Raw genomic sequence first — 23,892 nt, forward strand, 5'->3', positions numbered from 1 at the left:
TCAGCTTCCGGGAGCGAAGCGGACGCCGCCACCCTCGGCGCACGTCGCGATGATCTTGACCTCGTTATCGTCGCCGCGCTTGAACTCGACCTGGTACGTGCCGTTCTTGCGTTCGGCGGACACCGACCAGCCGCCCTCCGGGGTGGCGGTCCCGGTGCCGACGGGTCCGGTCCGGGTGGCGTTGTCCGCGGCCGAGTTTCGCACCGCGAACGCGTCCCCGCTCCGATGCGGGTGCCGGTGGCCGACGCGGTGGCCGAGCTCGAGGCGTCCGGACTCCGCGGACGCGGCGGCGCCGGCTTCCCGTTCTCGCGGAAGCTGGCGACGGCGGCGCGCCGGGGCGCCACGGTGGTCGTCACCCTGTCCGAGGGGGAGCCCGCCAGCCTCAAGGACGCCGTGCTGGCCCTGACCCGGCCGCACCTGATCCTGGACGGCGCGGCGGCCAGCGCGCTCACGGTCGGCGCCAAGCAGGTGCACGTCGTGCTGCCCGGCGAACACCCGCAGGTGGCCGACGCCATCCGCCGCGCGCTGGCCGAGCGGCGCGATCGGGGCATCGCCTGGCGCACCCACGTTGCGGGCAGCCGGTGGGGGCCAGGCGATGAGCGCGCAGCGGCTGCGTGTCGACTGGCCACGCTGCGACGGACGCGGGCTGTGCCACGAACTGCTGCCCGAACTGATCTCCCTTGACGAGTGGGGCTATCCCATCGTCCGAGGACCGGTTGAGCCCGCCCAGCGCGCCGCGGCGCGAACGGCCGTCGCCAGCTGCCCGAGGCTTGCGGTGAGGCTCGTCGACCAGCCCTGATCACCCCCTTGACAGGGCGTCGAGGTCGATTTGCACGCCTCTGGGGCCCGTGAAAGAATCGGCGGGTTGCTTTGACGCGGGCGGCGGCGAGGCTGTGTGGGTTGACCATGCAGACCACCGCATTCCACGCCCACTCGGCAAGCCAGGCGGTCACGCCGGGCCCTACCAGGATCTTCGGATCTCGCGCGGCCCTGAAAGGTGCGACACGCCCGGGCGCGGGGGACGGAGTGACTAGGGGTTTCTCAGCCGAGGAGCCCTCACGATGGGGAGCAGATGCTAGCTGCCCAACGGCCACAGAGAAGGAAAAGATGGCGGGACAGAAGATCCGGATTCGACTCCGGGCCTACGACCATGAGGTCATCGACAGTTCGGCGAAGAAGATCGTCGACACGGTCACCCGCACCGGCGCGAAGGTCGCAGGACCCGTGCCGCTGCCGACGGAGAAGAACGTCTACTGCGTGATTCGTTCACCCCACAAGTACAAGGACAGCCGCGAGCACTTCGAGATGCGCACCCACAAGCGGCTCATCGACATCCTCGATCCGACGCCGAAGACGGTCGACTCGCTGATGCGACTCGATCTTCCGGCCGGTGTCGACATCGAGATCAAGCTTCCGTGAGGCCGAGACCGTGAACAACAACCGTAACGTGAAAGGTCTCCTGGGCTCCAAGCTCGGCATGACCCAGCTCTGGGACGAGAACAACAAGATCGTCCCCGTCACCGTGATCCAGGCAGGTCCCTGCGTGGTCACCCAGGTCCGCACCCCTGAGAAGGACGGCTACTCCGCCGTGCAGCTCGGCTTCGGCGCGGTCAAGGGCAAGAACGTCACCAAGCCGATGTCCGGCCACTTCGAGGCCGCTGGTGTGACGCCCCGCAAGCACGTCGTCGAACTGCGCACCGCCGATGCGGCGTCCTACACCCTCGGGCAGGAGGTCAACGCTGAGGCGTTCGCCGCCGGCGAGGTCATCGACGTCACCGGCGTCAGCAAGGGCAAGGGCACCGCGGGCGTCATGAAGCGCCACGGCTTCCACGGCCTGCGCGCGTCGCACGGTGTGCACCGCAAGCACCGTTCGCCCGGCTCTATCGGGCAGTGCTCGACCCCCGCGCGCATCTTCCCCGGCATGAAGATGGCCGGCCGGATGGGCGTCGACAAGGTCACCGTCCAGAACCTGACGATCCACGCTGTGGACGCCGAGCGCGGGTTGATCCTGGTCAAGGGCTCCGTGCCCGGCCCCAAGGGTGCCCTCGTCGTGGTGCGCAGCGCCGCCAAGAAGGGAGCCCAGGCATGAGCGACACGCTGAAGGTCGACGTCATCGGGACGTCCAAGAAGGCCGATCTGCCCGCCGCGCTGTTCGGCGTCCAGGCCAACATCCCGCTCCTGCACCAGGTCGTCGTGGCCCAGCAGGCCGCCGCCCGCCAGGGCACGCACGCCACCAAGACCCGGGGCATGGTCTCCGGCGGTGGCGCGAAGCCGTGGCGCCAGAAGGGCACCGGCCGCGCTCGTCAGGGCTCGCGTCGCGCTCCCCAGTGGACCGGCGGTGGCACCGTCCACGGCCCGCAGCCGCACGGCTACGCCCAGCGGACGCCCAAGAAGATGATCGCCGCCGCGCTGCGCGGTGCGCTGTCCGATCGGGCCCGCGAGGGTCGGGTCCACGTGGTCGAGAACTTCGGTCTCGAGAAGCCCTCGACGAAGGCCGCGCTCAAGGCGCTCGCCCACGTCTCCGGCGCTCGCGTCCTGGTGGTCCTCACCCGTGACGAGGACATCGCCTGGCTGAGCCTGCGCAACGTGGCTTCGGTGCACATCCTGAGCTACGACCAGCTGAACGCCTACGACGTGCTCCTGGCCGACGACGTGGTCTTCACCACCGCCGCCCTGGACGCCTTCGTCTCGGGTCCCGCGCTGGGCAAGTCGGTCAAGGCCGTCGCCTCGTCCGCGGAGATTCTGGACGCCCCCGAGCCGGTCGCTGTGAAGGCCGTCAAGGAGCCCAAGCCTGCGAAGGCCGAGAAGGCAGACGAGCCCGCCAAGGAAGCCAAGCCGGCGAAGGCCGACGCTGCGGCGTCCGAGGAGTCGAAGTTCGGCAAGGGCAGCTTCGTCGGGGAGAACCCCCCGGCCGGCTACGACATCAAGGGCAACGCGGACTCGATGAAGTTCCACACGCCGGCGTCCCCCTGGTACGAGCGGACGATCGCCGAGGTGTGGTTCAACTCCGAGGCGGCAGCTGAGGCGGCCGGTTTCGTGAACGCCGTGACGAAGGACGAGGAGGCCGCGAAGTGAGCGACGCCCTGAAGATCCGCGACCACCGCGACATCCTGCTCGCGCCGGTCGTGTCCGAGAAGAGCTACTCGCTGCTCGACGAGAACAAGTACACGTTCGTCGTTGACAAGGCCGCGAACAAGACCGAGATCAAGATCGCCGTCGAGAAGGTTTTCGACGTCAAGGTCTTGGCGGTCAACACCATCAACCGGCTGGGCAAGAAGCGCCGCACGCGCGCCGGCTGGGGCAAGCGTCCCGACACCAAGCGAGCGATCGTGACGGTGGCCGAGGGCCAGCGCATCGACATCTTCGGCCAGGGCAACTAGGCCCGGGATCAGGAAAACGAGACATGGCTATTCGTAAGTACAAGCCGACCACGCCGGGCCGTCGCGGCTCGTCCGTGTCGGACTTCGCCGAGCTCACCCGCTCGACGCCCGAGAAGTCGCTGCTGGTGCCGATCAAGAAGACCGGTGGCCGCAACAACCAGGGCCGAGTGACCACCCGTCACATCGGCGGTGGCCACAAGCAGGCCTACCGGATCATCGACTTCAAGCGCTACGACAAGGACGGCGTGCCGGCCAAGGTCGCTCACATCGAGTACGACCCCAACCGCACCGCCCGTATCGCGCTGCTGCACTACGCCGACGGCGAGAAGCGCTACATCATCGCGCCGGCCGGCCTGGAGCAGGGCAACAAGGTCGAGGCGGGCGAGGGCGCGGACATCAAGCCGGGCAACAACCTCCCGCTGCGCAACATCCCGGTCGGCACCACGGTGCACGCGGTGGAGCTGCGTCCGGGCGGCGGCGCCAAGATGGGCCGCTCCGCCGGTGCGCGCATCCAGCTGGTCGCTCGCGAGGGCCGCATGGCCACCCTGCGTCTGCCCTCGGGCGAAATGCGCATGGTGGACGTCCGCTGCCGCGCGACGGTGGGCGAGGTCGGCAACGCCGAGCAGTCCAACATCAACTGGGGCAAGGCCGGACGCAACCGCTGGAAGGGCATCCGCCCGACCGTCCGTGGCGTCGTGATGAACCCGATCGACCACCCGCACGGTGGTGGCGAGGGTCGCACGTCCGGTGGTCGTCACCCGGTGACGCCCTGGGGCAAGCCCGAGGGTCGCACCCGTAAGAAGAACAAGGCCAGCAACGCGCTCATTGTGCGTCGCCGCAAGGCCGGCAAGAAGCGCTGAGTCGAGGAAGGGAAGGAGAACTAAATGCCTCGCAGCCTGAAGAAGGGGCCCTTCGTCGATGAGCACCTGGCCAAGAAGGTCGATGCCCAGAACGAGAAGAAGACCCACAACGTGATCAAGACCTGGTCGCGCCGTTCGATGATCACGCCCGACATGATCGGACACACCATCGCGGTGCACGACGGCCGCAAGCACATCCCGGTGTTCGTCACCGACTCGATGATCGGTCACAAGCTCGGTGAGTTCGCGCCCACGCGCACCTACCGGGGCCACGTCAAGGAAGACAAGAAGTCGCGTCGCCGTTGAGGCCGACGAGAAGAGGAATGGACAAATGAGCAACAAGGAGAACCGGCCCAGCCGCCGGCAGGCCCTGCTCGGCGACCGTCCCGGCTCGTACGCCATCGCGCGTCACGTGCGGATGTCTCCGACCAAGGTTCGTCGTGTCGTGGACGTCGTCCGCGGCCTGGATGTCACCGAGGCTCTCGCGGTGCTGAAGTTCGCACCGCAGGCCGCTTCGGCGCCCGTCTACAAGGTGGTGGCCTCGGCCGCCGCCAATGCTGAGCAGACCGAAAACCTGCGCAGCGAGCAGCTGTACATCTCTGCGGCGTATGTCGATGAAGGTGTCACGCTGCGCCGGATCCGTCCGCGGGCCAAGGGGTCCGCGAGCCGCATCCTCAAGCGCGCGAGCCACATCACCGTCGTCGTCGAGCCCAAGGCGAAGGAGGCCTGAGCATGGGTCAAAAGATCAACCCGAACGGCTTCCGTCTCGGCATCACCACGGACCACAAGACCCGCTGGTACGCCGACAAGAACTACGCCGAGCTGGTGGCCGAGGACGTCAAGATCCGCGAGTACCTGCATAAGACCCTCGAGCGGGCCGGCATCAGCTCGGTCGAGATCGAGCGTCGCAGCGAGCGGGTGACGATCTTCCTGTACGCCGCGCGTCCGGGCATCGTCATCGGCCGTAACGGTGCCGAGGCTGAGCGCGTCCGCGCGTCGCTGGAAAAGCTCACCAAGAAGCAGGTTCAGCTGAACATCCTCGAGGTCAAGAGCCCCGAGACCGATGCGCAGCTGGTTGCTCAGGGCATCGCCGAGCAGCTCGGCGCCCGCGTGGCCTTCCGCCGCGCGATGCGCAAGGCGCAGCAGACCGCGATGCGCTCCGGTGCGCTGGGCATCCGGATCCAGTGCTCGGGTCGTCTCGGCGGCGCCGAGATGAGCCGCTCCGAGTTCTACCGCGACGGCCGCGTCCCGCTGCACACGCTGCGCGCCGACATCGACTACGGCTTCTACGAGGCCAAGACGACGTTCGGACGCATCGGCGTCAAGGTGTGGATCTACAAGGGTGATGTGTCCGGTACCCGTACCGAGCGCGCCGCCCAGAAGGCCGCACGTCAGGCCGCCGCCGGCGCTCGGCGTCCGGCCCGTGGCCCCCGTCGTGACGGAGCCGCGCCGCGTAACGATCGTCCCGAGCGTGGCGGACGCCGCCGCGCCGAAGCCGCTGCCGACGCCGCTCCCGCGGTCGAGGTGGCAGAGACCGCAGGAGCGTAGTCATGTTGATTCCTCGTCGCGTCAAGCACCGGAAGCAGCACCACCCCAAGCGGGATGGTGCCGCCAAGGGCGGCACGAAGCTGGCCTTCGGCGAGTACGGCATCCAGGCACTGGAGAGCTCGTACCTCACGAACCGTCAGATCGAGAGCGCCCGTATCGCCATGACCCGCCACATCAAGCGTGGTGGCAAGGTCTGGATCAACGTCTACCCCGACCGTCCGATGACGAAGCACCCCGCTGAGTCCCGGATGGGCTCCGGTAAGGGTTCGCCCGAGTGGTGGATCGCGAACATCAAGCCCGGCCGTGTCCTCTTCGAGCTCTCCGGTGTTCCGGAGGACGTTGCTCGCGAGGCCATGCGTCTGGCCATTCACAAGCTGCCGTTCAAGGCGCGCTTCATCAAGCGGGAAGCAGGTGAGATCTGATGGCCAAGGCTGTCACCGCCGCCGATCTGCGCGGCCTGAGCCGTGCGGACCTCAATGCCAAGGTGTTGGAGTTGAAGGAGGAGCTGTTCAGCCTCCGTTTCGCCGCCGCCACCGGTCAGCTCGAGACGCATGGACGCCTCCGCGAGGTCCGCAAGGACATCGCGCGGGTGTACACCGTCCTGCAGGAGCGCAACCTGGGGATCGTCGCCGATCCCGACGACGAGAAGAAGTAGGTCTGAGGTATGTCCGAATCCAAGAACGAGCGCACCGCCACGCGCAAGGTGCGTGAGGGCGTCGTCGTCTCCGACAAGATGGACAAGACGGTCGTCGTGGCCGTCGAGTCCCGCGTCAAGCACCCTCTCTACGGCAAGGTCATGACGCAGACGGCGCGTTACAAGGCGCACGACGAGGCCAACGAGTGTGGCATCGGCGACCGCGTCCGCATCATGGAGACGCGTCCGCTGTCGGCCACCAAGCGCTGGCGCCTGCTCGAGATCGTCGAGAAGGCCAAGTAACCAACCGCACGGGCTCACCCCCGTGCACCCGGGAATGGGGGCTGCCGCCCCCTTCCCAACCCCCGCTGTTGAACTAGCTGTCATCGGCTTGGAAACCCGACCAGTGCAAACTCAGCAGGCGCACCAGCTGGTGCTCGGGGAAACGCACGTTCCGACAGGCCCGACGCCACGGCGTCCGGGAACCGGCGAAACAACAGGAGAAATCATGATTCAGCAAGAGTCGCGACTGAAGGTCGCCGACAACACGGGTGCGAAGGAACTCCTCTGCATCCGCGTGCTCGGTGGCTCGAAGCGTCGCTACGCCGGCCTGGGCGACAAGATCGTCGCCACGGTCAAGGACGCCATCCCCGGCGGCAACGTCAAGAAGGGCGACGTCGTCAAGGCGGTCATCGTCCGCACGGTCAAGGAGACCCGTCGCGCCGACGGCTCCTACATCAAGTTCGACGAGAACGCGGCCGTCATCCTCAAGAACGACGGCGAGCCCCGTGGCACCCGCATCTTCGGCCCCGTGGGCCGCGAGCTGCGCGACAAGAAGTTCATGCGCATCATTTCGCTGGCACCGGAGGTGATCTGAGATGGCGAACTCCCTGCACGTCAAGAAGGGTGACCGCGTCAAGGTCATCGCGGGCCGCGACAAGGGCAAGACGGGCGAGATCATCAAGGTCTACCCGGCCGACGAGAAGGTCATCGTCGAGGGCGTGAACATCATCACGAAGCACACGCCGCAGCGTCCGAACGCCCAGGGCAAGACCACGGGCGGCATCATCACGACCGAGGCGCCGATCCACGTGTCCAACGTCCAGCTCGTCGTGAAGGTCGACGGCAAGGACGTCGTGACGCGCGTCGGCTACGAGCGTCGTCCGGTGACCAAGCGTCGTCCCGACGGCAGCACCTACGAGACCGAGCGCAGCGTGCGCATCGCCCGCAAGACCGGGAAGGAGATCTGAGCATGGCTGAGACCACTGTCAAGACGCTCCCGCGCCTGCAGCAGAAGTACCGCGAGGACATCCGTCCGGCTCTGAACGAGAAGTTCGCCTACGAGAACGTCATGCAGATCCCCGGTCTGGTGAAGATCGTGGTGAACATGGGCGTCGGCGAGGCCGCGCGCGACTCGAAGGTGATCGATGGGGCCGTCCGCGACCTCACCGCCATCACCGGTCAGAAGCCCGTCGTGACCAAGGCCCGCAAGTCGATCGCCCAGTTCAAGCTGCGTGAGGGCATGCCGATCGGCTGCCACGTCACGCTGCGTGGCGACCGCATGTGGGAGTTCGCCGACCGCCTGCTGACCTTGGCGCTGCCGCGCATCCGCGACTTCCGCGGCCTCTCGGCTCGTCAGTTCGACGGCAAGGGCAACTACACGTTCGGCCTCACCGAGCAGGTCATGTTCCACGAGATCGACCAGGACAAGATCGATCGTCTTCGCGGCATGGACATCACGTTCGTGACCTCGGCCACCAACGACGACGAGGCCCGTGAACTGCTCAAGCAGCTCGGCTTCCCGTTCAAGGCGCCCGAGAACGATCCCAAGAAGAGCGTGCAGCGCAAGCGCGCGTTCACCGGCTCCAAGAGCCAGATCAAGAAGAGCAGGAGGGGCTAACCCATGGCCAAGACCGCGCTGAAGGTGAAGCAGTCCCGCAAGCCGAAGTTCGAGGTGCGCGCGTACACCCGCTGCAACCGCTGTGGGCGTCCGAAGTCCGTGTACCGCAAGTTCGGCCTCTGCCGCATCTGCCTCCGCGAGCTCGCCCACCGTGGCGAACTGCCGGGCATCGTGAAGTCGTCCTGGTAAGACACCCGTCCGGACGCCCGCCGCGGTGGGCGTCCGGAACCCAGTCCACCGGCCCGTCGGGCCGGAACAATCACACAAGCGAGGAAGGTCACCGGAGGACGCATCCGTCGGTGAAACCGCCACGAGGAAGAGGCTCAACAAAGCCATGACAATGACCGATCCGATCGCAGACATGCTGACTCGTCTGCGTAACGCCAATCAGGCGTTCCACGATTCGACGAGCATGCCTCATTCGAAGATCAAGGTGAAGATTGCCGAGATCCTCAAGGAGCAGGGCTACATCGCGTCTTACGAGGTGCTGGAGCCGGGTGAAGGCGAGGTCTCCAAGACCTTGAAGATCACTCTCAAGTACAGCGCCGATCGCCAGCGGGCCCTCGCCGGGCTCCGTCGCATCAGCAAGCCGGGGCTCCGGGTCTACGCCAAGCGCAACGACCTGCCCAAGGTTCTCGGCGGGATGGGCATCGCCATCATCTCGACGTCCCAGGGCCTGATGACCGACAAGCAGGCCAACTCCAAGAGCGTGGGCGGCGAAGTCCTCGCGTTCGTCTGGTAACCGGAAGGAGCTGAATAGATGTCCCGCATTGGAAGGCTTCCCATTCCGGTTCCCTCCGGCGTCGAGGTGACGATCGAGGGTCAGGACCTGTCGGTCAAGGGCCCCAAGGGCACCCTCGCCATGACGGTCCGTGAGCCGATCTCGGTCGCGCGCAACGAGGCCGGCGAGCTGGAGGTGTCGCGTCCGGACGACGAGCGCGAGAGCCGCTCGCTGCACGGCCTCACCCGCACGCTGGTGTCCAACATGGTCACCGGTGTCACCCAGGGCTTCGAGAAGAAGCTCGAGATCGTCGGTGTCGGCTACCGCGTGACGGCCAAGAGCCCCACGCAGCTCGAGTTCGCGCTCGGGTTCAGCCACCCGGTCGTCGTGAACGCCCCCGAGGGCGTCACGTTCTCCGTCGAGAAGAACACGGCGTTCACCGTGTACGGCATCGACAAGCAGGCCGTCGGCGAGGTCGCCGCGAACATCCGCAAGATCCGCAAGCCGGAGCCGTACAAGGGCAAGGGCGTGCGCTACGCCGGCGAGCGTGTTCGCCGCAAGGTTGGAAAGGCCGGTAAGTAGTCATGGCTATCTCGTTGTCGAACAACAAGGGCATGGCGGCCCGCACCAAGGCCCGCCTGCGCCGCCAGAACCGCGGCCGGAAGAACATCTTCGGCAGCACCGAGCGCCCGCGCCTGGTTGTCACGCGTTCGTCGCGTCACATCTTCGCTCAGGTCGTGGACGACACCGCGGGCGTGACGCTCGCGTCGGCGTCCACGATGGAGGCGGACGTGCGCGCCGCCGAGGGCGACAAGTCGGCGAAGGCCAAGAAGGTCGGCGAGCTGCTCGCCGGTCGCGCGAAGTCCGCTGGGGTCGAGAAGGTTGTCTTCGACCGCGCCGGTAACGCTTACCACGGACGGATCGCAGCGCTCGCCGATGCGGCGCGCGAAGCCGGCCTCGATTTCTGATCAGAGCGGAAAGGAATAAACATGGCGAACGAAAACGCGTCTGCCCGTGCCCGTACCGGCGCGGCTGGCGGCGGTGATCGTCGCGGCCGCGACGATCGTCGAGGCGGCCGGGATAACGCCGCCCAGCAGGAGAAGAGCCAGTACCTCGAGCGCGTCGTGGCGATCAACCGCGTCGCGAAGGTCGTCCAGGGCGGGCGCCGGTTCAGCTTCACCGCGCTGGTCGTGGTGGGCGACGGCGACGGCATGGTCGGCGTCGGCTACGGCAAGGCCAAGGAGGTGCCCGCGGCGATCGCCAAGGGTGTCGAGGAGGCCAAGAAGCACTTCTTCCGGGTTCCCCGGATCGGCGGCACCATCCCGCATCCGGTGCAGGGCGAGAAGGCGGCCGGTGTCGTGCTGCTGCGTCCGGCGTCGGCGGGTACCGGCGTGATCGCCGGTGGCTCGGCTCGCGCGGTGCTGGAGTGCGCCGGCGTGACCGACGTGCTCGCGAAGTCGCTCGGTAGCGCCAACGCCATCAACGTGGTGCACGCCACGGTCGAGGCGCTGCAGATGCTGGAGGAGCCGGAGCAGGTCGCCAAGCGTCGTGGCATGTCCGTCGAGGACGTCACGCCGGCCGCGATCCTGCGGGCTCGAAAGGAGGCGTCCGCCTGATGGCAACGCTGAAGATCACGCAGATCAAGGGCGTCGTTGGCGCCAAGAAGAACCAGAAGGATTCGCTGCGCTCTCTCGGGCTCAAGCGGATCGGCGACGTGGTCGAGAAGGAGGATCGTCCCGAGTTCCTCGGCATGATCCAGGCCGTCTCGCACCTCGTCGAGGTCGAGGAGGTGAACTGACATGGCGATCAAGCTGCATCACCTGCGTCCGGCACCCGGCGCGAAGACCGACAAGGTCCGCGTCGGCCGTGGCGAGGGCGGCAAGCGCGGCAAGACCGCGGGTCGTGGCACCAAGGGCACGGGCGCTCGCAAGAACGTCGGTGCGAACTTCGAGGGTGGGCAGATGCCGCTGCACATGCGTCTGCCGAAGCTTCGTGGTTTCCAGAATCCCTTCCGGGTTCAGTACCAGGTCGTCAACGTCGGACGCCTCGCCGAGGTCTTCGCCGACGGTGGCGAGGTGACCGTCGTCGACATGATCGAGGCCGGTCTGGTCCGCAAGGGCCACCTGGTCAAGGTGCTCGGCAACGGTGAGATCTCGGTGGCTCTGGAGGTCACCGCGGACGCCTACACCGCGTCGGCCAAGAGCAAGATCGAGGCGGCTGGCGGCAAGGCCAACTGACCTCTCGCAGTTCTGAGACGGGCGATCCCTTCGGGGGTCGCCCGTTTCGCGTCACGGGCTGTGTCGGGCGGCTCGGTGTCCGGTGTCCGACTCTTGCCTCGGCGGTGGCCCGGCTGGCTCGCCTCCACCAACGGCTCGTCCTACAGAGGACCCCTTCACCCTGCACGAGCAAAGCCAGGACGTTGAGGCAGCCATAGGACGAGCCCCTGAGATCCAGTGTGAGCATCTGGACGACTACGGTGGACACCATGTGTGGACGCTTCGCCGCCTCGGCCAGCACCGATTACTACATCGAGGTCTTCGGCGTCGCCGAGGTGGTCGACGAGGTCCAGCCGTCGTTCAATCTCGCGCCCACCGACCCGATTCCAGCGATCGTCGTGCGGTTGGACGCCGACGGTGCGGCCGTCCGGAAGCTGGTCGCGCCGCGTTGGGGACTCGTGCCGTCGTGGTCCAAGGACGCCGCCGGCGCCGCCCGCATGATCAACGCCCGGTTTGAGACCGTCGCGGAGAAGCCTGCGTTCCGCAAGGCGTTCGCCGCGCGGCGGTGCTTGATCCCGGCCGACGGCTACTTCGAGTGGCACGTGCTTCCGGGCCAGGAGGGGGTGAAGAAGCCCGCGAAGCAGCCGTTCTTCATTCGGCCCGCTTCCGGACTGCTCGTCATGGCCGGGCTGTACGAGTTCTGGCGCACGCCGATGGGGGAGTGGCTCACGACCGCCACCATCATCACCACCAGCGCGACGGACGCCCTCGGGCACATCCACGACAGGATGCCGATGGTCGTCGACCCCGACGACTGGGCGTCCTGGCTGGACCCGGCCCAGACCAGACCGGACGCCGCGGCGTCCCTGCTTGTCGTCGATCCGGACCTGACCTTCTATCCCGTCTCAAGCGCCGTCGGGAACGTCGCCAACAACTCACCCGAGCTGATCGAGCCCCTCAGGCCCTGACGCCGCTGAGGGTCAAACCGACGACCTTGGGGCGCCTCACCGCGTTCTGTGACGTATCTCGCGATCGCGCGTCCGATTCGTTCCGCCTCGATCAGCGGGACGCCCTGGCACGGCCTCATGCGCCCTCCGCTGCGGCAACCGCAGCCGGAGGCGTCCGATTCAAGGTCCAGCCCGATCGTGCCCCCGGTTCGAGGACCGGGGGCGCGGCTTGCTACAGTTCACCGGGGTTGGGTCACCCCCACGCCCGCGCACGCCTGCCAGAAAAGAGTTCGAATGCTCTCCGCTTTCGGAAACGCGTTCAAGACGCCGGATCTTCGCAAGAAGATCCTGTTCACCTTGTTCATCCTTGCCGTCTTCCGGCTCGGCTCGACGATCCCGTCGCCGAACGTGAACTTGGAGAACATCCACGCGTGCCAGGTGGAGGCCGCTGCGGGCGACGCGGCCGGGCTCTACTCGATGATCAACCTGTTCTCGGGCGGCGCGCTGTTGCAGCTGGCGATCTTCGCGCTCGGGATCATGCCCTACATCACGGCGTCCATCATTCTGCAGCTGCTCACGGTCGTGATTCCGCGTCTGGAGAAGCTGAAGAAGGAAGGCGGCGCCGGGCAGACCAAGATCACCCAGTACACGCGCTACCTGACGATCGTCCTGGCCGTGATGCAGTCGACCGCGTTCACCACCCTGGCCGTCAACGGCCAGCTGTTCCAGGGCTGCAGCAGGCCGGTGGTCTACGACAGCAGCATCTTCCCGATCATCGTCATGGTCCTCACGATGACGGCCGGTACGGGCATCATCATGTGGATGGGTGAGCTCATCACCGACCGCGGCATCGGTAACGGCATGTCGGTCATGATCTTCACCCAGATCGCGGCGCAGTTCCCCACCCAGATGTGGTCGATCGCGCTGGGCAAGGGCACCGACCCCAACAACCCCAACATGCCGAACGCGGCCGGCTGGCTGGCCTTCGCGATGGTGTTGGCCCTCGGCCTGCTGGTCATGCTGGGCGTCATCTTCATGGAGCAGGCCCAGCGGCGCATCCCGGTGCAGTACGCCAAGCGCATGGTCGGACGCCGCCTCGTCGGCGGCACGACCACCTACATCCCGCTCAAGGTCAACCAGGCCGGCGTCATCCCGATCATCTTCGCCTCGTCGATGCTCTACCTGCCGATGCTGTACGCCCAGTTCCAGACCGGCAACCCGGTCTCCAGCTGGATCGCGCAGCACCTCTCCGGCAGCGGCTCGCCCTGGTACAACGCGGTGTACTTCGTGCTGATCATCGCGTTCACCTACTTCTACGTGTCGATCACGTTCGACCCCGTCGAGGTCGCGGACAACATGAAGAAGTACGGCGGCTTCGTGCCCGGCATCCGCGCCGGACGCCCCACCGAGAAGTACCTCGCCTACGTGCTGTCGCGGCTGACGGCGCCTGGCTCGTTGTACCTCGCGCTGATCAGCCTGCTGCCCGCCCTGGCGTGGTTCTTGCTGGGCGAGGTGGCGTCCCGGAAGTTCCCGTTCGGCGGAACGTCCATCCTGATCATCGTCGGCGTAGGGTTGGATACCGTCAAACAGATCGAGAGCCAGTTGCAGCAACGCAACTACGAAGGCTTCCTGCGATAGTCGGAAGGGTGCATCGATGCGCCTCCTCATCATGGGCCCCCCCGGGGCCGGCAAGGGCACCCAGGCCTGCCACGTCGCGACGCATTACGGGCTGGTGGCGGTGTCCAGCGGCGATCTCTTCCGCAAGCACATCAAGGCGCAGGACACCCTGGGCAAGAAGGTGTCGGCCTTGATCGCGGCCGGCGAGTTCGTGCCCGACGTCGTTACGACGTCGATGGTCTTCCGGCGGCTGCTGCAGCCGGACGCGCGTCCTGGCTGGCTTCTCGACGGCTACCCGCGCACCCTCGGTCAGGTGGAAGCGCTCGACATCGCGCAGCGCGAGATCGGCACCAAGATCGACGCGGTGATCTCGCTCGTCGCCGATCCCACGGCCCTGGTCGGACGCATGCTGAAGCGAGCCGAGCTCGAAGGCCGCGCCGACGACAACGCCGAGACCATCAGCAAGCGCATCGAGGTTTACTACGCCGAAACCGAGCCCGTGATGTCGGTGTACGCCGATCGCGGGCTGGTCGTCGAGGTGGACGCCCTGGGTGAGGTCGATGAGGTGACGCGCCGCCTGACGGCCGCTTTGGACGCGAAGCTCACGGCTTCGTGAGCCCCAGCCGCGGAATCGAACTCAAGACTCCGGCCCAGCTGCGCGTGATGCGCCGGGCCGGACTCGTGGTCGCGGAGGCGCACGAGGCCGTTCGTGCGGCCGCCGTCCCCGGAGTGACGACCAAAGAACTGGACGCCGTCGCCGCGGACGTCCTCGCCCGGAACGGCGCCGGCTCGTCCTTCCTGCACTACGGCGCCGGTTTCGGCATGCCGCCCTTCCCGGCCGTCACCTGCATGTCGGTCAACAACGAGATCGTGCACGGCATCCCGAACGACCGACCCCTGTCCGAGGGCGACCTGGTCTCCATGGACTTCGGCGCGATCGTCGACGGCTGGCACGGGGACGCCGCCATCACCTTCGGCATCGGCGCCCTCTCGGCGGAGCGCCAGGCCCTGTCGGACGTGACGCGCGAGTCGCTGTGGGCCGGCGTCGCCGCCGCCCGCCTAGGGGGCCGCGTCACCGACATCTCGGCCGCCGTGGAGGCGTCCGTGCGTCGCCACGCGCATCCCTACGGCATCCTCGAGGACTACACCGGCCACGGCATCGGGTCTGCGATGCACCAGACTCCCGACGTCCCCAACTACGGACGCGCCGGGCGCGGCCCCAAGATCGTCCCGGGCCTCTGCCTCGCGATCGAGCCGATGGTCACGTACGGCTCCCCGGATGCCGTCACGCTCGACGACGAGTGGACGGTCGTCACCCGCGACGGGTCGGACGCCGCTCACTGGGAGCACACCATCACCGTCACCAAGACGGGTCTGTGGGTACTCACGGCCCCCGATGGAGGCGAGGAGATGCTCGGACGCCTCGGCTGCAAGTTCGGGCCGCTGTCCGACTGACCGAGCCTCGCCAGAGCTGGCCGACCGCCAGGCGGTCTTGGTGGCGCTGATCGTCAGGTCGCCGGTGCATGGCGGGCACCGGAACGCCCCTGCCGGACGCGTCGTTCGCCCCAGCAACAACCGTCGTTTCGCTGGCTGAGCTGGTCGAAGCCTCGCGCGCAGCGGCTGAACAAGGCCAGCCGACCCCCTGACCCAGTTCATCGGTGGCGCCCAAAGGCACCAAGCCCGAAGGCGGCGACCAGCAGCCCGTGGCCGTAGACTGTCCCGTCGGCGTCCGTTCGACGCCCGCGGCGAGAGCCGCGGCTCCACAGATTTCAGGATCCCCGTGACCCCGTCCCGCCGCCCAGACTCCTTCTACGCCCTCGGCGTCCGGCCGATCCTGGCCGAGGCGCTCGCCGCGCGCGGCATCGTCGAGCCCTTCCCGATCCAGGCCGCCGCCCTCCCGGACGCCCTGGCCGGACGCGACGTCCTCGGCCGCGGACGCACCGGCTCGGGCAAGACGGTCGCCTTCGCGCTCCCGGTCCTGGAGCGGATCCTGTCCTCGCAGACCTCGCGGCAGCCGCGGCGTCCGCGTGCGTTGATCTTGGTGCCGACGCGCGAACTCGCGGTCCAGGTGGCCGAGACCGTCGAGTACCTCGCGCAGGCGGTGCAGCTGCGGGCGATGACCGTCTTCGGCGGCGTCCGCTACACGGGGCAGATCCGCAAGCTGGAGCGGGGCGTCGACGTCGTCGTTGCCACCCCCGGACGCCTCGAGGACCTCATCGAGCAGGGCGCCCTCAAGCTGGACACCGTCGAGGTCGTCGTGCTGGACGAGGCCGACCTGATGGCCGACATGGGCTTCCTGCCGCCGGTGACGCGCGTCCTGGAGGCGGTGCCGGACGGGCAGCGGATGCTGTTCTCCGCGACGCTCGACGGCGATGTCGAGGAGTTGGTGAAGCGCTTCCTCCATGCTCCGCTCGTGCATGAGGTCGACACCGAGGACACCGCGCCGGACGCCGAGCACTACCTGTTCCTGGTCCGCCACGACAATAAGCCCGCGATCGTCGCCGAGCTGCTGTCCGGCGGCGGACGCACCCTGGCCTTCACCCGGACCAAACACGCGGCCGAGCGCCTGGCGCTGACGCTGACCGAGAAGGGGATCCCGGCGGTCGACCTGCACGGCAACTTGCGCCAGGCGGCCCGGCAGCGCAACCTCGCGGCGTTCGCGGACGGCTCCGTGACGGTCCTGATCGCGACGGATATCGCCGCCCGGGGCATCCACGTCGACGACGTGGGCCTCGTCGTGCACATCGATCCGCCGAACGACCCCAAGGCATTCCTGCACCGCTCCGGACGCACCGCCCGCGCCGGCAGCGAGGGCAACGTCGTCACCCTGGCGACCAAGAACCAGAACAAGGGCGTCCGCGAGCTGATGGCGCAGGCCAAGATCAAGCCGACGCAGGTCGTCGTCAAGCCGGGCGACCCGATCCTGACCGAGGTCCGCGCGCCGGCTGTCGACGCTATCGCGGGCGCGCCGTCGATCTTCCTGCCCGACCCGGAGGACGTCATCGACGACGAGCCCGGTCAGACCGATCGTTCCGCTCGATCCCCTGAGTTCGGACGCCGCGAGTCGCGTCCGGCACGGGGCGTGTCCGAGGACCGTCCGGTGCGGTCGCGTGCCTGGGGTCGCGATGACCAGGTTGTCGAGGGCCGTGGTGAACGCGACGAGCGACGCGGCGCCCGTGCGGGGCGTCCCAGCCGCGATCGTGACGCACGGAGCGAGCGTCCGGCCAGGGCATGGGGCCGAGAGGATCGCCCGCGCGACGACCGGGCTGCCCGCCGCGAGCCGACCGCCGGTCGCGGTGCGCGCCCGGACTGGAGCGACACGCGTCCGCGACCGGCTCGTCGCCAGGACTGGACCGACCGCCCGCAGCGCGATGACCGCCCGGTTTTCGGTGATCGTCGGCGCGAGAACGACGTGCGGCCGTCGGCGTCCGATCGGCGCGGCCCCGAGCGCGAGACGCGCGGACTCCGCGGCGGACGCGGGCAGAAGGAGTGGACCGCCGATTGGTGGGGTCCCGAGCCGTGGGAGGTGGAGGACACCAGCCGCGAGCTGCGCCCGGGGCGTCCCGTCGACGGACGCGGCACCCGCCCCGAGCGCGGGGTGCGCGATGCCGCCCGGCCGGGCAAGGCATCGTCCGCTCGGGGACGCGACCAGGCGCGACCCGCGTGGGGACGCGACGATCGGCGTCCGGGTCCAGGTCGGGACGAGCGTCAGGGCTACGGACGCGACGAACGGCGTCCGAGCATGGGACGCGACGATCGGCGTCCCAGCGTTGGGAGCGACGACTGGCGTCCGGCCCGAGACCGCTTCAACGGCGATGACCGGCGGTCGGCGTCCGCCGCGGCAGGCGACCGCGACCGCCGCAGCCCGGACGGCCCCCGCGACAAGGGGCGTTGGACCACGGACGACAGGCGCAAGCGGGACGAGTCCAGCGAACGAGGCTTCGGGTTCCGGAAGGCTGCACCGGCGTCGGCCAAGCCGAAGAAGTCCAAGGTCGCCAACGCCAAGGCCAAGCCAGGCAAGCCCGTCCGGGACAAGGACAAGGGCAAGCCGAAGCGCAAGGCGTGACCGTCGAGGACGCCAGCCGGGGAGCGGACCCGGCACGGTCCGGCACGCGCGACGGCCGGACGACCCAGCGCCGGACGCCCACCGTGCGGCGCAGCTACGCTGGTGCGATGACCAACCTGCCCATCTCGTCGAAGTACGTCTCGACGCCCGAACGGCCGGTGGACGCCGCCGAGCGCGAGACGTTGGTCGACCGGGTGAACACCGCCTTCGAATCGGGCGCCATCGACGACCTGGACTACCGCCGCTACCTCGACGCCGTGTTCGCCGCCACAACGCTGGGGGAGTTGCGTCCGGTGGTCGAGAACCTGCCGGCGGTGGCCACCTACGCCACGCCGGGCAACATCGAGTCGTCCACCCTGCGTCCGGGGGAGGTCTCCACGGCCAGGACGCCGAGCGGCCGGCTGATCCTCATCGCCCTGTCCACCATCTCGGTGGCCGCGATCGTCCTGGTGATCCTGGTCAGCCTGCTGAGGTAGCCCGCCTGCTTGCCGAGGTATTCCCCACTGATTTTGAGGGCCCTAGCCGCCCGGGCTAGGATGGGACGTCGGTCACCTGTGTCGGGTGTGCCGAATCTGTCAGCAGTCACAGTTAGGGATTATGGCCAAGAAAGAAGGAGCCCTCGAACTCGAGGGGACCGTCGTCGAGGCGCTGCCCAATGCGATGTTCCGCGTGGAACTGAGCAATGGGCACCGGGTTCTCGCGACCATCAGCGGCAAGATGCGTCAGCACTACATTCGCATCCTGCCCGCCGACCGGGTCGTCGTGGAACTCTCTCCCTACGATCTCACCCGCGGACGGATCGTTTACCGACACAAGTGAGCCGCGAGGTTCGAAGTGTTTCCACCAAGCCTTGGTTGCAGACTCGTCTGCGCCCCGGGCCCGAGTCAGAAAGTTGCTCGATGAAGGTTCAACCGAGCGTGAAGAAGATCTGCGACAAGTGCAAGGTCATCCGCCGGCACGGCCGCGTCATGGTGATCTGCGAGAACCCTCGCCACAAGCAGCGCCAGGGCTGAGGTCCTGACGCGGGCGACGGTCGAGCCCTTGGCCCGACCCGAAGCCCGGCCGGACGCCTCGGCGTCCGACACGACAACTACACAACGTGACTGCAAGCCCAGGACAGTTGCCAAGCTTTCCTGGTTCTACCCCCGGACGAAGGCCGGGGCCCCCGTCTAGGCGGCGAGGGACGCGTCACGCCACACACCTTCGACGGAGCCCTGCGGGGCTCCGAACTGAATGAAAGGTAACCGCCCGAATGGCACGTCTCATCGGTGTCGACCTGCCGCGCGAAAAGCGCCTCGAGGTCGCACTCACCTACATCTTCGGCGTCGGCAAGACCCGCGCTGCCGAAACTCTCGCCGCCACTGGCCTCAGTGGCGACATTCGTGTCAAGGACCTCACGGACGAGCAGCTGGTCAAGCTGCGCGACCACCTCGAGGCCAACTATGAGACCGAGGGCGATCTTCGCCGCACGGTCGCCGCGGACATCCGGCGCAAGATCGAGATCGGCTCCTACCAGGGCCGTCGTCACCGCATGGGCCTCCCGGTCCACGGCCAGCGCACCCGGACGAACGCACGCACCCGCAAGGGCAAGAAGAAGGCTGTCGCGGGCAAGAAGAAGGCCCGCTAGTAGCGGCCTCGTAGACACGAGATAGGGAGTACAGACAGCAGATGGCTACTGCAGGCCGCACCAAGGCTCAGGCCAACCAGAAGACGAAGCTTCGCCGCAAGGAGAAGAAGAACGTCACCACTGGTCAGGCCCACATCAAGAGCACCTTCAACAACACGATCATCTCGATCACGGATCCCACGGGCGCTGTGATCTCCTGGGCGTCCGCCGGCACCGTCGGCTTCAAGGGTTCCCGTAAGTCCACCCCGTTCGCCGCCCAGATGGCTGCGGAGGCCGCCGGCCGCCGCGCCATGGAGCACGGTATGAAGCGCGTGGACGTCTTCGTCAAGGGTCCCGGCTCCGGCCGTGAGACCGCCATCCGTTCGCTGGGTGCGATCGGCCTCGAGATCGGCCCCATCGCCGATGTCACGCCGATGCCCCACAACGGCTGCCGCCCGCCGAAGCGTCGCCGCGTCTAACCGAGCCCCAGAAAGGACTGACAAACAACCATGGCCCGTTACACCGGACCCATCACGAAGAAGTCCCGCCGGCTCGGCACCGACCTGGTGGGCAATGACAAGGCGTTCGAGCGTCGCGCGTACCCCCCGGGCATGCACGGCCGCGGCCGCACCAAGGAGTCGGAGTACCTGCTCCAGCTCCGCGAGAAGCAGAAGGCCCGTTTCGCGTACGGCGTGCTCGAGAAGCAGTTCCGCCGCTACTACGAAGAGGCCGTGCGGAAGGCCGGCAAGACCGGTGAAATCCTGCTGCAGATCCTCGAGTCGCGTCTCGACAACGTCATCTACCGCTCCGGCTTCGCCTCGACCCGCCGCCAGGCCCGTCAGCTGGTCGTGCACGGCCACTTCCTGGTCAACGGCAAGAAGGTGAACGTCCCGTCGTACCGCGTCACGCCCTACGACATCATCGACGTCCGCCCGAAGTCGCTGAACCTCGACGTGTTCGTCATCGCCCGCGAGCTGCACCACGAGCGCGTCGTTCCGGCGTGGCTCACGGTGCGTCCGAACAAGATGCGGATCCTCGTCCACCAGCTGCCGACGCGTGAGCAGATCACGGTTGACGTCGCCGAGCAGCTGATCGTCGAGCTCTACTCCAAGTAAGCCCAGGCTCGGGGCGGACGCCGTCCGCCCCGAGTTCTGCGCCCCAGACCCGCGGTTCGCCGCGCTTCACCCGGTCGGACGCCCGTCCGCCGGTTCCATTCAGCCGTCAAATAGCGGGCGGCAGAAAGGCAAGAAACCATGCTGATTGCTCAGCGGCCCACGCTGGCCGAGGAAGTCGTTGACGACTTCCGCTCCCGTTTCATCATCGAGCCCCTCGAGCCCGGCTTCGGCTACACGCTCGGCAACTCGCTCCGTCGCACGCTGCTGTCGTCCATCCCGGGCGCGGCGGTCACGTCGATCAAGATCGACGGCAACAGCCACGAGTTCTCCACGCTACCCGGCGTGGTCGAGGACGTCACCGAGATCATCCTCAACCTCAAGCAGCTCGTGCTGAGCTCCGAGGAGGACGAGCCCGTCGTCATGTACCTGCGCAAGGCCGGCGCCGGCGCGGTCACCGCTGCCGACATCGCCCTGCCCGCGGGCGTCGAGATCCACAACCCCGACCTGCACATCGCCACGCTGAACGACGAGGGCAAGGTCGACATGGAGCTCGTCGTCGAGCGTGGCCGCGGCTACGTGTCCGCGTCGCAGAACAAGAACGTGGACGCCGAGATCGGCCGCATCCCGGTCGACTCGATCTACTCGCCGGTCCTCAAGGTCACCTACAAGGTGGAGGCCACCCGCGTCGAGCAGCGCACCGACTTCGATCGCCTGATCGTCGACGTCGAGACGAAGCCGGCCATCCTGCCCCGTGACGCCATGGCGTCCGCCGGCAAGACCCTGGTCGAGCTCTTCGGCCTCGCGCGCGAGCTGAACGTGGACGCCGAGGGCATCGAGATCGGTCCGTCCCCGGTCGACGAGCAGTACGCCGCCGACCTCGCCCTTCCGGTCGAGGAGCTGAAGCTGACGATGCGCAGCTACAACTGCCTCAAGCGCGAGGGTATCCACACCGTGTCCGAGCTGGTCTCCCGCTCCGAGCAGGACCTGCTGGACATCCGCAACTTCGGGTCCAAGTCGATCGACGAGGTCAAGCTCCGCCTGCACGAGATGGGCCTGTCCCTCAAGGACAGCGCGCCCGGCTTCGATCCGCTGGCTGCGCTCGGCCGCTACGACGCCGACGACGCCTTCGGCGACGATCCCGATCAGTACTGACACCCGCTAAAGAGAGACACACATCATGCCCAAGCCAACGAAGGGTCCCCGCCTGGGTGGCACGCCTGCCCACCAGCGGATCATTCTGAACAACCTGGCCAGCCAGCTGTTCGAGCACGGCAAGATCACCACGACGGAGACCAAGGCCAAGCGCGTCCAGCCCCTGGCTGAGACGCTCATCACCAAGGCCAAGCGGGGCGACCTGCACGCCCGTCGTCTGGTGCTCTCGCGGATCAGCAACAAGGCCGTCGTCCACGCCCTCTTCACCGAGATCGCGCCGAAGTTGGCCGATCGTCAGGGCGGCTACACCCGCATCACCAAGATCGGCAACCGTCAGGGCGACAACGCCCCGATGGCCGTCATCGAGGTCGTGACGGAGACCGTCGAGGAGTCCCGCAAGGCCAAGGAGAAGGGCAAGGGCAAGCCCGCTGCCGCCGCTCCTGCCAAGCCCGCCAAGAAGGCCGCCAAGGCCGAGCCGAAGGCCAAGGCCGCGACCCTGGTCTCCGAGCCGGTCGAGGACGCCGCCAAGTACGGCGAGGGCAGCTACGTCGGCGAGAACCCGCCGGCGGGCTTCGACATCAAGGGCAACGAGGACTCGATGAAGTTCCACACGCCCGATTCGCCCTGGTACGACCGGACGATCGCCGAGGTGTGGTTCAACAGCGAGGACGCCGCCGTCGCGGCCGGCTTCGTCGACGCCGTCAAGGCGGACGCCGAGAAGGCTGAGGACGCCGAGGCCTGAGCCGCCTGCTCGTCACAACGAACTGCCCCGTCGATCACGCGATCGGCGGGGCAGTTTCTTGCTCGCCCCTGAGAGATTGGTGAGTTCTTGTTGGCGTGCTTCGCTTCCCTGGCGTGGGCGTTCGCCCTATCTTGGGTGTGACTAGCCGAATGGTCGGAGTCCGTCGAAGAGAGGAACAACTGCTATGGCCACCGATTGGGCAGCAGACGTCAAGAAGTACGCACCCCACGCGAACGACGCCGTCGTCGAGAAGATGGTGAGCACCTACCGCTTGGTGCTGAGCAAGGCCGACACGGCGAGCGTGGCCTTCAGCGATCCGGCTGAGTTGGATCGCGTGCGCGAGAACTTCCTGAAGAAGAAGCTGGGCCTGACGCTGTCCGATGCCGAGCTGGACGCCGCCATCGCTGAGGTAGGCGAGACCCTGAAGGGCGTCAACCGCAAGAGCCGCGTCACCGTCTACTACCTCCTGGCAGAGAAGCTGGGCAAGCTCGACGTCTTCAAGAAGTAGCCCCTCAGAACGCAGCGAAACGGCGTCCCACCTGGTTCGGTGGGACGCCGTTTCGCTGTGCTGAGGGCTTGACCGCTCAGGCCTTGCAGGCCCACGCGCTCAGACCGGAGCGGTCGTAGAGCTTGTTGGCGATCGTGATCTGCTCGGCGCGCGTGGCGAGGTCCGCACGGCTGGCGTAGGCGCCGCCACCGTTCGAGAGCCACGTGCTCGTCTTGAACTGCAGTCCGCCGTAGTAGCCGTTGCCGGTGTTGATGGACCAGTTGTTGCCGGACTCGCACTTGGCAACCCGATCCCACATGGCCTCGCGGCGCAGGTCGAGCCCGCCCGTGGAGGCGGGAGCCGGTGCTGCCGGGGCAGCGGCGGCCGGGGCCGGGCTGGGCGCGGGCGTCGCGGCAGCAGCCTTGGCCGCCGCAGCCTTGGCGGCGGCTGCCTTCGCCGCGGCAGCCTTCTTGGCGGCAGCAGCCTTCGCGGCGGCGGCCTTGTCTGCGGCTGCCTTGTCGGCAGCGGCCTTGTCAGCCGCAGCCTTCGCGGCGGCGGCCTGATCGGCTGCAGCCTTCTCGGTTGCGGCGTCCACGGTGGGGGTCGCGGCGACGATCGTGACGGGCGAGGGGGAGGCCGTCAGGTCGGAGGCGATGGCCTCGAGGCTGGGGGAGCTGGACGCCACGACGGCCGTGGTGGCCGTGGCGGCCGAAGCGTTGCTGAGGATTGCGGTGGCGGCGCCGCCGGCGAGCACCGTCGCGGTGACGAGGGCTACGGCGAACTTGTTGGTTCCCACGTGGGAATCTGGCTCTTCACAGACGAGGGTGTAGTCGGGGGCCCGGGTTGTGACCGGCGTGTCGGTGGCGGGACGGGGGTCGAGGTCTTCCGAGGATGGAGGTTC

The 23,892-nt window shown here is 67.7% G+C and carries 39 protein-coding genes; 37 read left to right on the plus strand and 2 right to left on the minus strand.

What is annotated here, in order from left to right; all coding sequences use genetic code 11:
- Nucleotides 1–204 (minus strand): hypothetical protein, encoded by a 204-nt coding sequence (locus FN821_RS12880; protein ID WP_131172978.1) that lies wholly within the window; start codon nt 202–204, stop codon nt 1–3.
- 33 nt (nt 205–237) lie between these two features.
- Here FN821_RS12880 and FN821_RS12885 point away from each other — a divergent pair, with 33 nt between their 5' ends.
- The 37 genes from FN821_RS12885 (at nt 238) to FN821_RS13065 (ending at nt 23,012) form a co-directional block, all read left to right on the plus strand.
- A complete protein-coding gene (locus FN821_RS12885; protein WP_206662122.1) occupies nt 238–684 on the plus strand; it encodes a hypothetical protein in 447 nt (148 codons plus the stop codon).
- On the plus strand, nt 596–799 hold the full coding sequence (locus FN821_RS12890; protein ID WP_131172976.1) for a ferredoxin: 204 nt from the start codon (nt 596–598) through the stop codon (nt 797–799). Before FN821_RS12885 ends, FN821_RS12890 begins: the two co-directional genes overlap by 89 nt.
- Nucleotides 800–1,107: 308 nt before the next feature.
- Nucleotides 1,108–1,419 carry a 30S ribosomal protein S10 gene (gene rpsJ, locus FN821_RS12895; RefSeq protein WP_131172975.1) on the plus strand — a complete coding sequence of 104 codons (312 nt, stop codon included), beginning with the start codon at nt 1,108–1,110 and terminating at the stop codon, nt 1,417–1,419.
- Nucleotides 1,420–1,429: 10 nt separating this feature from the next.
- Complete coding sequence (rplC, locus tag FN821_RS12900) at nt 1,430–2,089, plus strand: 50S ribosomal protein L3 (RefSeq protein WP_131172974.1); 660 nt, start codon at nt 1,430–1,432, stop codon at nt 2,087–2,089.
- A complete protein-coding gene (gene rplD / locus FN821_RS12905) occupies nt 2,086–3,075 on the plus strand; it encodes a 50S ribosomal protein L4, sunset domain variant (RefSeq protein WP_131172973.1) in 990 nt (329 codons plus the stop codon). The genes rplC and rplD overlap by 4 nt, the downstream gene beginning before the upstream one ends.
- Nucleotides 3,072–3,380: a 50S ribosomal protein L23 gene (gene rplW, locus FN821_RS12910; RefSeq protein ID WP_206662121.1), complete on the plus strand. Its 309-nt coding sequence runs from the start codon at nt 3,072–3,074 to the stop codon at nt 3,378–3,380. Before rplD ends, rplW begins: the two co-directional genes overlap by 4 nt.
- A gap of 23 nt (nt 3,381–3,403) precedes the next feature.
- A complete protein-coding gene (gene rplB / locus FN821_RS12915; RefSeq protein ID WP_131172972.1) occupies nt 3,404–4,240 on the plus strand; it encodes a 50S ribosomal protein L2 in 837 nt (278 codons plus the stop codon).
- A gap of 24 nt (nt 4,241–4,264) precedes the next feature.
- Complete coding sequence (rpsS, locus tag FN821_RS12920; protein ID WP_131172971.1) at nt 4,265–4,546, plus strand: 30S ribosomal protein S19; 282 nt, start codon at nt 4,265–4,267, stop codon at nt 4,544–4,546.
- A 25-nt stretch (nt 4,547–4,571) separates the two neighbouring features.
- Nucleotides 4,572–4,970 carry a 50S ribosomal protein L22 gene (rplV, locus tag FN821_RS12925; protein ID WP_131172970.1) on the plus strand — a complete coding sequence of 133 codons (399 nt, stop codon included), beginning with the start codon at nt 4,572–4,574 and terminating at the stop codon, nt 4,968–4,970.
- A gap of 2 nt (nt 4,971–4,972) precedes the next feature.
- Entirely contained in the window at nt 4,973–5,788 is an 816-nt protein-coding gene (gene rpsC, locus FN821_RS12930; RefSeq protein ID WP_131172969.1) for a 30S ribosomal protein S3, read from the plus strand.
- A gap of 2 nt (nt 5,789–5,790) precedes the next feature.
- The gene (gene rplP, locus FN821_RS12935; RefSeq protein WP_131172968.1) at nt 5,791–6,210 is read left to right on the plus strand and encodes a 50S ribosomal protein L16; all 420 of its coding nucleotides are present in this window, start codon (nt 5,791–5,793) and stop codon (nt 6,208–6,210) included.
- Nucleotides 6,210–6,443: a 50S ribosomal protein L29 gene (gene rpmC, locus FN821_RS12940; RefSeq protein WP_131172967.1), complete on the plus strand. Its 234-nt coding sequence runs from the start codon at nt 6,210–6,212 to the stop codon at nt 6,441–6,443. Before rplP ends, rpmC begins: the two co-directional genes overlap by 1 nt.
- 9 nt (nt 6,444–6,452) lie before the next feature.
- A complete protein-coding gene (gene rpsQ, locus FN821_RS12945; protein ID WP_131172966.1) occupies nt 6,453–6,725 on the plus strand; it encodes a 30S ribosomal protein S17 in 273 nt (90 codons plus the stop codon).
- Nucleotides 6,726–6,930: 205 nt separating this feature from the next.
- Nucleotides 6,931–7,299, plus strand: coding sequence for a 50S ribosomal protein L14 (gene rplN, locus FN821_RS12950; RefSeq protein ID WP_131172965.1), 369 nt, complete (start codon nt 6,931–6,933; stop codon nt 7,297–7,299).
- Between the two features lies 1 nt (nt 7,300).
- Entirely contained in the window at nt 7,301–7,672 is a 372-nt protein-coding gene (rplX, locus tag FN821_RS12955) for a 50S ribosomal protein L24 (protein ID WP_131172964.1), read from the plus strand.
- A 2-nt stretch (nt 7,673–7,674) separates the two neighbouring features.
- Nucleotides 7,675–8,322, plus strand: coding sequence for a 50S ribosomal protein L5 (rplE, locus tag FN821_RS12960; RefSeq protein ID WP_131172963.1), 648 nt, complete (start codon nt 7,675–7,677; stop codon nt 8,320–8,322).
- Nucleotides 8,323–8,325: 3 nt separating this feature from the next.
- Nucleotides 8,326–8,511, plus strand: coding sequence for a type Z 30S ribosomal protein S14 (locus FN821_RS12965; protein WP_131172962.1), 186 nt, complete (start codon nt 8,326–8,328; stop codon nt 8,509–8,511).
- Nucleotides 8,512–8,656: 145 nt separating this feature from the next.
- A complete protein-coding gene (rpsH, locus tag FN821_RS12970; RefSeq protein ID WP_131172961.1) occupies nt 8,657–9,064 on the plus strand; it encodes a 30S ribosomal protein S8 in 408 nt (135 codons plus the stop codon).
- A gap of 18 nt (nt 9,065–9,082) precedes the next feature.
- On the plus strand, nt 9,083–9,625 hold the full coding sequence (rplF, locus tag FN821_RS12975; RefSeq protein WP_131172960.1) for a 50S ribosomal protein L6: 543 nt from the start codon (nt 9,083–9,085) through the stop codon (nt 9,623–9,625).
- A 2-nt stretch (nt 9,626–9,627) separates the two neighbouring features.
- Nucleotides 9,628–10,011 carry a 50S ribosomal protein L18 gene (gene rplR, locus FN821_RS12980; protein ID WP_131172959.1) on the plus strand — a complete coding sequence of 128 codons (384 nt, stop codon included), beginning with the start codon at nt 9,628–9,630 and terminating at the stop codon, nt 10,009–10,011.
- A gap of 21 nt (nt 10,012–10,032) precedes the next feature.
- Nucleotides 10,033–10,659, plus strand: coding sequence for a 30S ribosomal protein S5 (gene rpsE, locus FN821_RS12985; protein ID WP_131172958.1), 627 nt, complete (start codon nt 10,033–10,035; stop codon nt 10,657–10,659).
- Nucleotides 10,659–10,841, plus strand: a complete 183-nt coding sequence (gene rpmD, locus FN821_RS12990) for a 50S ribosomal protein L30 (protein ID WP_131172957.1) — start codon at nt 10,659–10,661, stop codon at nt 10,839–10,841. Before rpsE ends, rpmD begins: the two co-directional genes overlap by 1 nt.
- Before the next feature lies 1 nt (nt 10,842).
- Nucleotides 10,843–11,280 carry a 50S ribosomal protein L15 gene (gene rplO / locus FN821_RS12995; RefSeq protein WP_131172956.1) on the plus strand — a complete coding sequence of 146 codons (438 nt, stop codon included), beginning with the start codon at nt 10,843–10,845 and terminating at the stop codon, nt 11,278–11,280.
- A gap of 248 nt (nt 11,281–11,528) precedes the next feature.
- Complete coding sequence (locus FN821_RS13000; RefSeq protein ID WP_131172955.1) at nt 11,529–12,227, plus strand: SOS response-associated peptidase; 699 nt, start codon at nt 11,529–11,531, stop codon at nt 12,225–12,227.
- 273 nt (nt 12,228–12,500) lie between these two features.
- Nucleotides 12,501–13,844 (plus strand): preprotein translocase subunit SecY, encoded by a 1,344-nt coding sequence (gene secY, locus FN821_RS13005; protein ID WP_131172954.1) that lies wholly within the window; start codon nt 12,501–12,503, stop codon nt 13,842–13,844.
- 16 nt (nt 13,845–13,860) lie between these two features.
- Nucleotides 13,861–14,439 carry an adenylate kinase gene (locus FN821_RS13010; protein ID WP_131172953.1) on the plus strand — a complete coding sequence of 193 codons (579 nt, stop codon included), beginning with the start codon at nt 13,861–13,863 and terminating at the stop codon, nt 14,437–14,439.
- A complete protein-coding gene (gene map / locus FN821_RS13015) occupies nt 14,436–15,278 on the plus strand; it encodes a type I methionyl aminopeptidase (RefSeq protein WP_277751040.1) in 843 nt (280 codons plus the stop codon). The genes FN821_RS13010 and map overlap by 4 nt, the downstream gene beginning before the upstream one ends.
- A gap of 325 nt (nt 15,279–15,603) precedes the next feature.
- The gene (locus FN821_RS13020) at nt 15,604–17,889 is read left to right on the plus strand and encodes a DEAD/DEAH box helicase (RefSeq protein WP_206662120.1); all 2,286 of its coding nucleotides are present in this window, start codon (nt 15,604–15,606) and stop codon (nt 17,887–17,889) included.
- A 107-nt stretch (nt 17,890–17,996) separates the two neighbouring features.
- Nucleotides 17,997–18,365: a DUF1707 SHOCT-like domain-containing protein gene (locus FN821_RS13025; RefSeq protein ID WP_131172951.1), complete on the plus strand. Its 369-nt coding sequence runs from the start codon at nt 17,997–17,999 to the stop codon at nt 18,363–18,365.
- 121 nt (nt 18,366–18,486) lie between these two features.
- The gene (infA, locus tag FN821_RS13030) at nt 18,487–18,708 is read left to right on the plus strand and encodes a translation initiation factor IF-1 (protein ID WP_131172950.1); all 222 of its coding nucleotides are present in this window, start codon (nt 18,487–18,489) and stop codon (nt 18,706–18,708) included.
- Nucleotides 18,709–18,788: 80 nt separating this feature from the next.
- Complete coding sequence (rpmJ, locus tag FN821_RS13035) at nt 18,789–18,902, plus strand: 50S ribosomal protein L36 (RefSeq protein ID WP_020575560.1); 114 nt, start codon at nt 18,789–18,791, stop codon at nt 18,900–18,902.
- 239 nt (nt 18,903–19,141) lie between these two features.
- Nucleotides 19,142–19,516, plus strand: a complete 375-nt coding sequence (rpsM, locus tag FN821_RS13040) for a 30S ribosomal protein S13 (protein ID WP_131172949.1) — start codon at nt 19,142–19,144, stop codon at nt 19,514–19,516.
- Nucleotides 19,517–19,557: 41 nt separating this feature from the next.
- Nucleotides 19,558–19,974 (plus strand): 30S ribosomal protein S11, encoded by a 417-nt coding sequence (gene rpsK / locus FN821_RS13045; RefSeq protein ID WP_131172948.1) that lies wholly within the window; start codon nt 19,558–19,560, stop codon nt 19,972–19,974.
- A 30-nt stretch (nt 19,975–20,004) separates the two neighbouring features.
- Nucleotides 20,005–20,610: a 30S ribosomal protein S4 gene (rpsD, locus tag FN821_RS13050; RefSeq protein WP_131172947.1), complete on the plus strand. Its 606-nt coding sequence runs from the start codon at nt 20,005–20,007 to the stop codon at nt 20,608–20,610.
- A gap of 138 nt (nt 20,611–20,748) precedes the next feature.
- Nucleotides 20,749–21,762, plus strand: a complete 1,014-nt coding sequence (locus FN821_RS13055; protein ID WP_131172946.1) for a DNA-directed RNA polymerase subunit alpha — start codon at nt 20,749–20,751, stop codon at nt 21,760–21,762.
- 25 nt (nt 21,763–21,787) lie between these two features.
- The gene (rplQ, locus tag FN821_RS15125) at nt 21,788–22,504 is read left to right on the plus strand and encodes a 50S ribosomal protein L17, sunset domain variant (RefSeq protein ID WP_131172945.1); all 717 of its coding nucleotides are present in this window, start codon (nt 21,788–21,790) and stop codon (nt 22,502–22,504) included.
- A gap of 184 nt (nt 22,505–22,688) precedes the next feature.
- Nucleotides 22,689–23,012, plus strand: coding sequence for a DUF2853 family protein (locus FN821_RS13065; RefSeq protein ID WP_131172944.1), 324 nt, complete (start codon nt 22,689–22,691; stop codon nt 23,010–23,012).
- A gap of 76 nt (nt 23,013–23,088) precedes the next feature.
- Here FN821_RS13065 and FN821_RS14935 read toward each other — a convergent pair.
- A partial coding sequence (locus FN821_RS14935) for a transglycosylase family protein (RefSeq protein ID WP_280525922.1) occupies nt 23,089–23,892 on the minus strand: 804 nt, incomplete at its 5' end.

The organism is Propioniciclava tarda (assembly GCF_900182665.1).
GTDB classification, from domain to species: Bacteria; Actinomycetota; Actinomycetes; order Propionibacteriales; family Propionibacteriaceae; genus Propioniciclava; species Propioniciclava tarda.

Bases quoted from the DNA above. Each gene is read 5' to 3' on its own strand.
- FN821_RS12890 (WP_131172976.1), top strand. From the start codon at position 596: ATGAGCGCGCAGCGGCTGCGTGTCGACTGGCCACGCTGCGACGGACGC.
- rpsJ (WP_131172975.1), top strand. From the start codon at position 1,108: ATGGCGGGACAGAAGATCCGGATTCGACTCCGGGCCTACGACCATGAG.
- rplD (WP_131172973.1), top strand. From the start codon at position 2,086: ATGAGCGACACGCTGAAGGTCGACGTCATCGGGACGTCCAAGAAGGCC.
- rplB (WP_131172972.1), top strand. From the start codon at position 3,404: ATGGCTATTCGTAAGTACAAGCCGACCACGCCGGGCCGTCGCGGCTCG.
- rpsS (WP_131172971.1), top strand. From the start codon at position 4,265: ATGCCTCGCAGCCTGAAGAAGGGGCCCTTCGTCGATGAGCACCTGGCC.
- rplV (WP_131172970.1), top strand. From the start codon at position 4,572: ATGAGCAACAAGGAGAACCGGCCCAGCCGCCGGCAGGCCCTGCTCGGC.
- rpsC (WP_131172969.1), top strand. From the start codon at position 4,973: ATGGGTCAAAAGATCAACCCGAACGGCTTCCGTCTCGGCATCACCACG.
- rplP (WP_131172968.1), top strand. From the start codon at position 5,791: ATGTTGATTCCTCGTCGCGTCAAGCACCGGAAGCAGCACCACCCCAAG.
- rpmC (WP_131172967.1), top strand. From the start codon at position 6,210: ATGGCCAAGGCTGTCACCGCCGCCGATCTGCGCGGCCTGAGCCGTGCG.
- rpsQ (WP_131172966.1), top strand. From the start codon at position 6,453: ATGTCCGAATCCAAGAACGAGCGCACCGCCACGCGCAAGGTGCGTGAG.
- rplN (WP_131172965.1), top strand. From the start codon at position 6,931: ATGATTCAGCAAGAGTCGCGACTGAAGGTCGCCGACAACACGGGTGCG.
- rplX (WP_131172964.1), top strand. From the start codon at position 7,301: ATGGCGAACTCCCTGCACGTCAAGAAGGGTGACCGCGTCAAGGTCATC.
- rplE (WP_131172963.1), top strand. From the start codon at position 7,675: ATGGCTGAGACCACTGTCAAGACGCTCCCGCGCCTGCAGCAGAAGTAC.
- FN821_RS12965 (WP_131172962.1), top strand. From the start codon at position 8,326: ATGGCCAAGACCGCGCTGAAGGTGAAGCAGTCCCGCAAGCCGAAGTTC.
- rpsH (WP_131172961.1), top strand. From the start codon at position 8,657: ATGACAATGACCGATCCGATCGCAGACATGCTGACTCGTCTGCGTAAC.
- rplF (WP_131172960.1), top strand. From the start codon at position 9,083: ATGTCCCGCATTGGAAGGCTTCCCATTCCGGTTCCCTCCGGCGTCGAG.
- rplR (WP_131172959.1), top strand. From the start codon at position 9,628: ATGGCTATCTCGTTGTCGAACAACAAGGGCATGGCGGCCCGCACCAAG.
- rpsE (WP_131172958.1), top strand. From the start codon at position 10,033: ATGGCGAACGAAAACGCGTCTGCCCGTGCCCGTACCGGCGCGGCTGGC.
- rpmD (WP_131172957.1), top strand. From the start codon at position 10,659: ATGGCAACGCTGAAGATCACGCAGATCAAGGGCGTCGTTGGCGCCAAG.
- rplO (WP_131172956.1), top strand. From the start codon at position 10,843: ATGGCGATCAAGCTGCATCACCTGCGTCCGGCACCCGGCGCGAAGACC.
- FN821_RS13000 (WP_131172955.1), top strand. From the start codon at position 11,529: ATGTGTGGACGCTTCGCCGCCTCGGCCAGCACCGATTACTACATCGAG.
- secY (WP_131172954.1), top strand. From the start codon at position 12,501: ATGCTCTCCGCTTTCGGAAACGCGTTCAAGACGCCGGATCTTCGCAAG.
- FN821_RS13010 (WP_131172953.1), top strand. From the start codon at position 13,861: ATGCGCCTCCTCATCATGGGCCCCCCCGGGGCCGGCAAGGGCACCCAG.
- FN821_RS13025 (WP_131172951.1), top strand. From the start codon at position 17,997: ATGACCAACCTGCCCATCTCGTCGAAGTACGTCTCGACGCCCGAACGG.
- infA (WP_131172950.1), top strand. From the start codon at position 18,487: ATGGCCAAGAAAGAAGGAGCCCTCGAACTCGAGGGGACCGTCGTCGAG.
- rpmJ (WP_020575560.1), top strand. From the start codon at position 18,789: ATGAAGGTTCAACCGAGCGTGAAGAAGATCTGCGACAAGTGCAAGGTC.
- rpsM (WP_131172949.1), top strand. From the start codon at position 19,142: ATGGCACGTCTCATCGGTGTCGACCTGCCGCGCGAAAAGCGCCTCGAG.
- rpsK (WP_131172948.1), top strand. From the start codon at position 19,558: ATGGCTACTGCAGGCCGCACCAAGGCTCAGGCCAACCAGAAGACGAAG.
- rpsD (WP_131172947.1), top strand. From the start codon at position 20,005: ATGGCCCGTTACACCGGACCCATCACGAAGAAGTCCCGCCGGCTCGGC.
- FN821_RS13055 (WP_131172946.1), top strand. From the start codon at position 20,749: ATGCTGATTGCTCAGCGGCCCACGCTGGCCGAGGAAGTCGTTGACGAC.
- rplQ (WP_131172945.1), top strand. From the start codon at position 21,788: ATGCCCAAGCCAACGAAGGGTCCCCGCCTGGGTGGCACGCCTGCCCAC.
- FN821_RS13065 (WP_131172944.1), top strand. From the start codon at position 22,689: ATGGCCACCGATTGGGCAGCAGACGTCAAGAAGTACGCACCCCACGCG.